This is a genomic window from Micromonospora inaquosa (genome assembly GCF_003857055.1).
GTDB classification, from domain to species: Bacteria; Actinomycetota; Actinomycetes; order Mycobacteriales; family Micromonosporaceae; genus Micromonospora; species Micromonospora inaquosa.
Window position 1 is genome coordinate 1 of record NZ_QGSZ01000062.1, and the last position, 5838, is coordinate 5838.

General features: G+C 72.4%; 5 protein-coding genes. 4 read left to right on the forward strand and 1 reads right to left on the reverse strand.

Features of this window, described 5'->3' with window-relative positions; genetic code table 11:
* Window positions 1-16 precede the first annotated feature (16 nt).
* Window positions 17-703, reverse strand: a complete 687-nt coding sequence (locus DLJ59_RS00810; RefSeq protein WP_007456408.1) for an IclR family transcriptional regulator — start codon at window positions 701-703, stop codon at window positions 17-19.
* 49 nt (window positions 704-752) lie between these two features.
* Between DLJ59_RS00810 and leuC the strand changes: the two genes are divergently transcribed.
* The 4 genes from leuC (at window position 753) to DLJ59_RS00830 (ending at window position 5748) form a co-directional block, all read left to right on the forward strand.
* Window positions 753-2198, forward strand: a complete 1446-nt coding sequence (leuC, locus tag DLJ59_RS00815) for a 3-isopropylmalate dehydratase large subunit (RefSeq protein WP_124770608.1) — start codon at window positions 753-755, stop codon at window positions 2196-2198.
* 14 nt (window positions 2199-2212) lie between these two features.
* The gene (gene leuD / locus DLJ59_RS00820; RefSeq protein WP_124770609.1) at window positions 2213-2800 is read left to right on the forward strand and encodes a 3-isopropylmalate dehydratase small subunit; all 588 of its coding nucleotides are present in this window, start codon (window positions 2213-2215) and stop codon (window positions 2798-2800) included.
* A gap of 172 nt (window positions 2801-2972) precedes the next feature.
* Window positions 2973-3653, forward strand: a complete 681-nt coding sequence (locus tag DLJ59_RS00825) for an HU family DNA-binding protein (protein WP_208648512.1) — start codon at window positions 2973-2975, stop codon at window positions 3651-3653.
* A gap of 163 nt (window positions 3654-3816) precedes the next feature.
* Window positions 3817-5748, forward strand: a complete 1932-nt coding sequence (locus tag DLJ59_RS00830; RefSeq protein WP_124770611.1) for an endonuclease/exonuclease/phosphatase family protein — start codon at window positions 3817-3819, stop codon at window positions 5746-5748.
* The last annotated feature ends 90 nt before the right edge of the window (window positions 5749-5838 follow it).

Below are 5838 nucleotides of genomic sequence, written 5' to 3' on the forward strand. Positions count from 1 at the left end.
GGGTAGGGGTAGGGGGTTAGAGGCCGGATAGGCGTTGGCCGGCTCTTACTACGGCCATGGCGTGGCGTTCGCCGGGGCGGCGGCCCAGGCGCTCGATCGGGCCGGAGATGCTCACCGAGGCGATCACCCGACCGGTGCGGTCGCGGATCGGGGCGGAGACACTCGCCACACCGGCCTCCCGTTCGGCGACGCTCTGCGCCCAACCGCGACGGCGTACCTCGGCGAGGGTGCGGCCGGTGAACTTGCTGCGCGGCAGCAGCGGCATCACCGCCTCCGGAGGCTCCCAGGCGAGCAGGATCTGGGCTGCTGAGCCGGCTGTCATCGGCAGCACCGAGCCGACCGGAACGGTGTCCCGTAGGCCGCTGGCCCGCTCGGCCGCCGCCACGCAGATCCGCTCGTCGGCGCGGCGCAGGTAGAGCTGCGCGCTCTCACCGGTGGCGTCGCGCAGCGCGGCCAGCAACGGCTCGGCGGCGGTCAGCAGAACGTCCGGTGCGGCGTTGGCCAGCTCACCCAGGCGGGGCCCGGGTCGCCATCTGCCCTGGGTGTCGCGCACCAGCATCCGGTGGATCTCCAGGGCCTGGGCCAGCCGATGTGCGGTGGCCCGGGGCAGCTTGGTGCGTTCAACGAGTTCGGCCAGGCTGGCGCCGTCCACGCAGGCGGCCAGGATGACCACCGCCTTGTCGAGAACGCCGACACCGCTCATACTGTGTCCCACAAGCCGAAACTTACCTCCCAGAATTTAGGATGTCCAGATGGTGGGAGTCACTCCTGAGCCGAGGACCCTGGCCGAGAAGGTCTGGGACGCGCACGTCGTACGGTCTGCCGCTGGTGAGCCGGACCTGCTCTTCATCGACCTGCACCTGCTGCACGAGGTGACCAGCCCGCAGGCGTTCGACGGGCTGCGGCTCGCCGGGCGCCGGGTGCGTCGTACCGACCTGACCCTCGCGACCGAGGACCACAACACCCCGACCGGGTACGCCGACCCGGCGTTCCGCCTCCGCCGTGGTGACCTGCTCACCATCGCGGACCCGACGTCGCGTACGCAGATCGAGACGTTGCGCCGCAACTGCGCCGAGTTCGGGGTGCGGCTGCACGCGCTGGGCGACGACAATCAGGGCATCGTGCACGTGATCGGCCCGCAGCTCGGTCTCACCCAGCCGGGCCTGACGATCGTCTGTGGCGACTCACACACCGCCACCCACGGCGCCTTCGGTGCGCTCGCCTTCGGCATCGGCACCAGCGAGGTGGAGCACGTGTTGGCCACCCAGACGCTGCCGCAGAGCCGGCCGAAGACGATGGCCGTGAACGTCACCGGCCGCCTCGCGCCCGGCGTGACCGCCAAGGACCTGGTGCTCGCGCTGATCACGCAGGTCGGCACGGGTGGGGGTCGAGGGCACATCGTGGAGTACCGCGGCGAGGCGATCCGCGCCCTCTCCATGGAGGGGCGGATGACCATCGCCAACATGTCCATCGAGTGGGGCGCCAAGGCCGGCATGATCGCGCCGGACGAGACCACCTTCGCGTACCTCAAGGGTCGACCGAACGCGCCGCAGGGCGCGGACTGGGACGCGGCGGTGGCGTGGTGGCGGACGCTGCCCACCGACGAGGGCGCGCGCTTCGACGCCGAGGTGACCCTGGACGCCAGCCGGGTCACCCCGTTCGTCACCTGGGGCACCAACCCCGGGCAGGGTGCCCCGTTGAGCGCCCCGGTACCGGACCCTGAGGAGTTCACCACCGACTCGGAGCGCACCGCGGCCCGCCGGGCCCTGGAGTACATGGACCTGCGCCCCGGCACCCCGCTGCGGGAGCTGCCCATCGACGTGGTCTTCGTGGGGTCCTGCACCAACGGCCGCCTGGAGGACCTGCGGGCCGCTGCCGACGTGCTGCGTGGCCACCGGGTCGCCGACGGTGTCCGGATGCTCGTGGTGCCGGGCTCCGCAGCCGTGCGCGAGGCCGCCGAGGCCGAGGGGCTGGACAAGGTCTTCGCCGACGCCGGGGCCGAGTGGCGGTTCGCCGGCTGCTCCATGTGTCTCGGGATGAACCCCGACACGCTGAAGCCGGGCGAGCGCTCCGCCTCCACCTCGAACCGCAACTTCGAGGGCCGTCAGGGCCGGGGCGGGCGTACCCACCTGGTCTCCCCGCCGGTGGCCGCCGCCACCGCCGTGGTCGGCCGGCTGGCCGCCCCCGCCGACCTGTAGAAGGGACCGACGAGATGGACAAGTTCACCACCCACACCGGCACCGCCGTGCCGCTGCGCCGGTCCAACGTGGACACCGATCAGATCATCCCCGCCGTGTACCTCAAGCGGGTGACCCGGACGGGATTCGCCGACGGGCTGTTCAGTGCCTGGCGGGAAGATCCGGCATTCGTGCTCAACGATGAAAACTATTCCGGGGCGTCGATCCTGATCGCCGGTCCGGAGTTCGGCACCGGCTCCTCCCGGGAGCACGCCGTCTGGGCGCTACGGGACTGGGGCTTCCGCGCGGTGGTGGCCCCTCGCTTCGGTGACATCTTCCGCGGCAACGCCCTCAAGGAAGGTCTGTTGCCGGTCGAGTTGGAATTGAAAGCCGTCGAAGAGTTGTGGGACCTGGTCGAGGGGGATTCGACCACCCCGGTGACCGTCGACCTGACCGCCCGCCAGCTCCGGGCGGGGGACGCGAGCTGGTCGTTCCCGCTGGACGACTTCAGCCGTTGGCGTCTCCTGGAAGGCCTCGACGACATTGGACTCACCCTCCGGCACGCCGCCGACATCGACTCCTACGAGGCCCGCCGACTGCCGTTCCTGCCCTCCGTGGCATAGCCGTTAGGCCGCTCGCACAGCGGATTTCACCCCCATCGGTCCAACCGGTGGGGGTGAATCCGTTACGACACAAGGGCTTTTTTCTACCGAATGTTTGTGTCCCGGCAGCACAGGGCATACCGTGCGCGCAGAATGGCTCGCGACGAGTCAGTTGCACAATCGGGAGGAAGTCGTGAACAAGGCCGAGCTCATCGAGGCGCTCGCCGTTCGCCTGGGGGACCGGAAGATGGCGACGGCCGCGCTCGACGCGGTCCTCACCGAGGTCCAGGCGGCGGTCACCAAGGGCGAGAAGGTGGCGATCACCGGATTCGGAGCATTCGAAAAGCGTGTGCGTGGCGCACGAACAGCGCGCAACCCGCGTACCGGCGAGGCGGTGAAGGTCAAGAAGACGTCAGTCCCGACCTTCCGCCCCGGCGCCGGGTTCAAGGAGATGGTGGCCAGCGGCAAGGTGCCGAAGGCCACGGTGGCGGCGAAGAAGACCGCCGGCACCACCACGGCCAAGGCGGCGGGCACCAAGGCGGCGGGCACCAAGGCGACCGGCGCGAAGGCTGCCGGCACCAAGGCGACCGCGGCGAAGGCGGCCAGCAAGAAGACCGCCCCGGCCAAGGCAACCAAGACCGCCACGGCGACCAAGGCGGCCGCCAGCAAGAAGACCGCCCCGGCCAAGGCGAGCAAGAGCACCACGGCGACCAAGACGGCCGCCAGCAAGAAGACCACCGCGGCGAAGAAGACCACCGCGGCGACCCGGTCGACCGCGGCGAAGAAGACCACCGCGGCGGCGAGCAAGAGCACGGCGGCCAAGAAGGCTCCGGCCAAGAAGGCTCCGGCGAAGAAGGCGGCCAGCAAGCGCTGACCTACCCGCTCCGCAAAGGGCGTCCACCCGTGGGTGGGCGCCCTTTCGGCGTACCGGGACCGTTCTTCGGCGTATCGGGGACCGTTGACCCGGTTGGCTCGCTCGCGCAGAATCGCCGTGCCGGCCCCCCTCCGCCGGCCCGTCGACGGGAAGTGGGGCGCCGGTGCGCTACCGCCAACTCACCACCGGGACGCTCGCGCTGGGCGTGCTCCTCCTCATCGACGTGCTGCGGGTCTGGCTGCCCGGCATCATCACCATCTTCGGTCAGGCGGCGTCCACCCCCGCCGAGCTGATGGGGGCGTTCGCCCTCGGCTGGTTCGTGCTCGCCCTGGGCGCGCCCGCCGTGGTCCGCCGGGTCGGAGCCCGCCCGGTCACTGTCGTCGCCGCTGTCGCGCTCGCCGTCGCCCGGCTCACGCTCACCGCCGCTCCCGGCGGGCGTACGCAGCTCTGGTTGGCCACCGCCGGGTTGCTCGCCGGGCTGGTCTGGCTGGTCGGCGTCGCCGCCGACACCGACCGACCGGTCCCGGGGCTGGCGTTGGGGTTCGCGGTCAACGCGGCCCTGCACGCGGTGCTGGACACCGTCGACCTGGTCTGGCGGGGCGGCTGGCTGGCCTGGCTGCTCAGCGCCGTCGCGGTGGCGGTGTTCCTGCTCAGCACGGCGCAACCCGGCCAGCCCGCCACCCGCGCTGGCACCGCTGACGGCCCTGACGGCCCCGCTGACGCCCTTGGCGGCCCCGGTGGTGGCCGGGCCTGGCTGTTGGCCGGGCCGGCGCTGCTGCTGGCCGGGATGGTGGCGCTCTCCCCGGCACTGGCCCGGACCGGGATGTCGTACCTGGCCGGGGATGGTGTGGCTCGTTCGCCGCTGTTCGGCCTGGCACCCGTGCCGGTGGCGGTCGCCGGGTTCCTGGGCGCCGCGTTGACCCGGCAGCCGGGCGGGTGGGGCCGCGCGTACGGCCCGGTGGCGTTGCTCGCCGGCGCGGTGCTGTTCGCCCTCGACAGCGGTGACCTGCTCCTCCCGGCCATCCTCCTCGCCGCGGTCGGTCTCGGCGCGTGCCTCGCCCTGACCGACGACACCAGCGACCCCGGCACCGACGCCGCGAACGCCAGCGCCTCCCGGCGGGGGTACGCGGTCGCGGCCGGCATGCTCGTCTTGGCGCTGGGAGCGGTCGGCTACTACTCGGCCTACGATCTGGGCTACCCCAACGCGGCGGTGCCCGTGGTGGTGGCCGCGCTGGTCGCCGCCGTGGCGCTCACCGCCCGCCCCGCCGGCGACCGACTTCCCGGGCCGGTTGCGCCGCTACGGGCCACCGCCGCGGTCACCGCGCTGGCCCTGCTGGCGCCCGTGCTCGCCGACGAGGTGCCGGTGGCCAGCAACCGGGACGGCCCGCCGCAGCGGTTGACAGTGGTGGCGTACAACATCCGGATGGGTTTCGGGCTGGACGGCCGGTTCGACCTGACCGGCCTCGCCGAGGTCGTCGACCGGCAACGACCCGACGTGGTGCTGCTCAGTGAGGTGGACCGGGCGTGGCTGCTCAACGGCGGGCACGACACCCTGGACCTGCTGTCCGACCGGCTCGGTATGCCGTACGTCTTCGGGCCGGCCGCCGACCCGGTCTGGGGTGACGCGGTGCTCAGCCGTTGGCCGGTACGCGATCCGCGGAGCCGACCGCTGGCCGCCGTCGGTGCGCCCACCGGAGCACAGGCCCTCGCCGTCACCCTGGACCTCGGCGACGGTGTCCATACCGCCGTGGTGAGCACCCATCTGCAGCCGCCGCCCGGCAGGGACCCGGTGGGCCAGGCCCGCGCGGTCGCCGACTTCGCCATCCGGTACGCGGCCGGTCGGCCGTTGGTGGTGGCGGGCGACCTGAACACCGAGCCGGGCGACGAGGCGTTCGCGGAGTTCGCCAAGGCTGGCCTGGTCGACGCGTTGGCGGCCGCCCGACCGTTGGCGACCAGCCCGGCGGACGACCCGCGCCAGCAGATCGACCACATCTTCGTCTCGCCCGGTCTGATCCCCGCTGATCCGGTCGCGCCGCGCAGCACGGCCAGCGACCATCTGCCGGTCGCGGTGACCCTGACCCTGCCGCCCCGCTGACCCGGGCCGCCCCTTTGACCAGGTCGGGTCGTTGACCAGGGTCGGGTCGGAAGGCCGGGGTCGGGTCGGAAGGCCGGGGTCGGGCCGGGG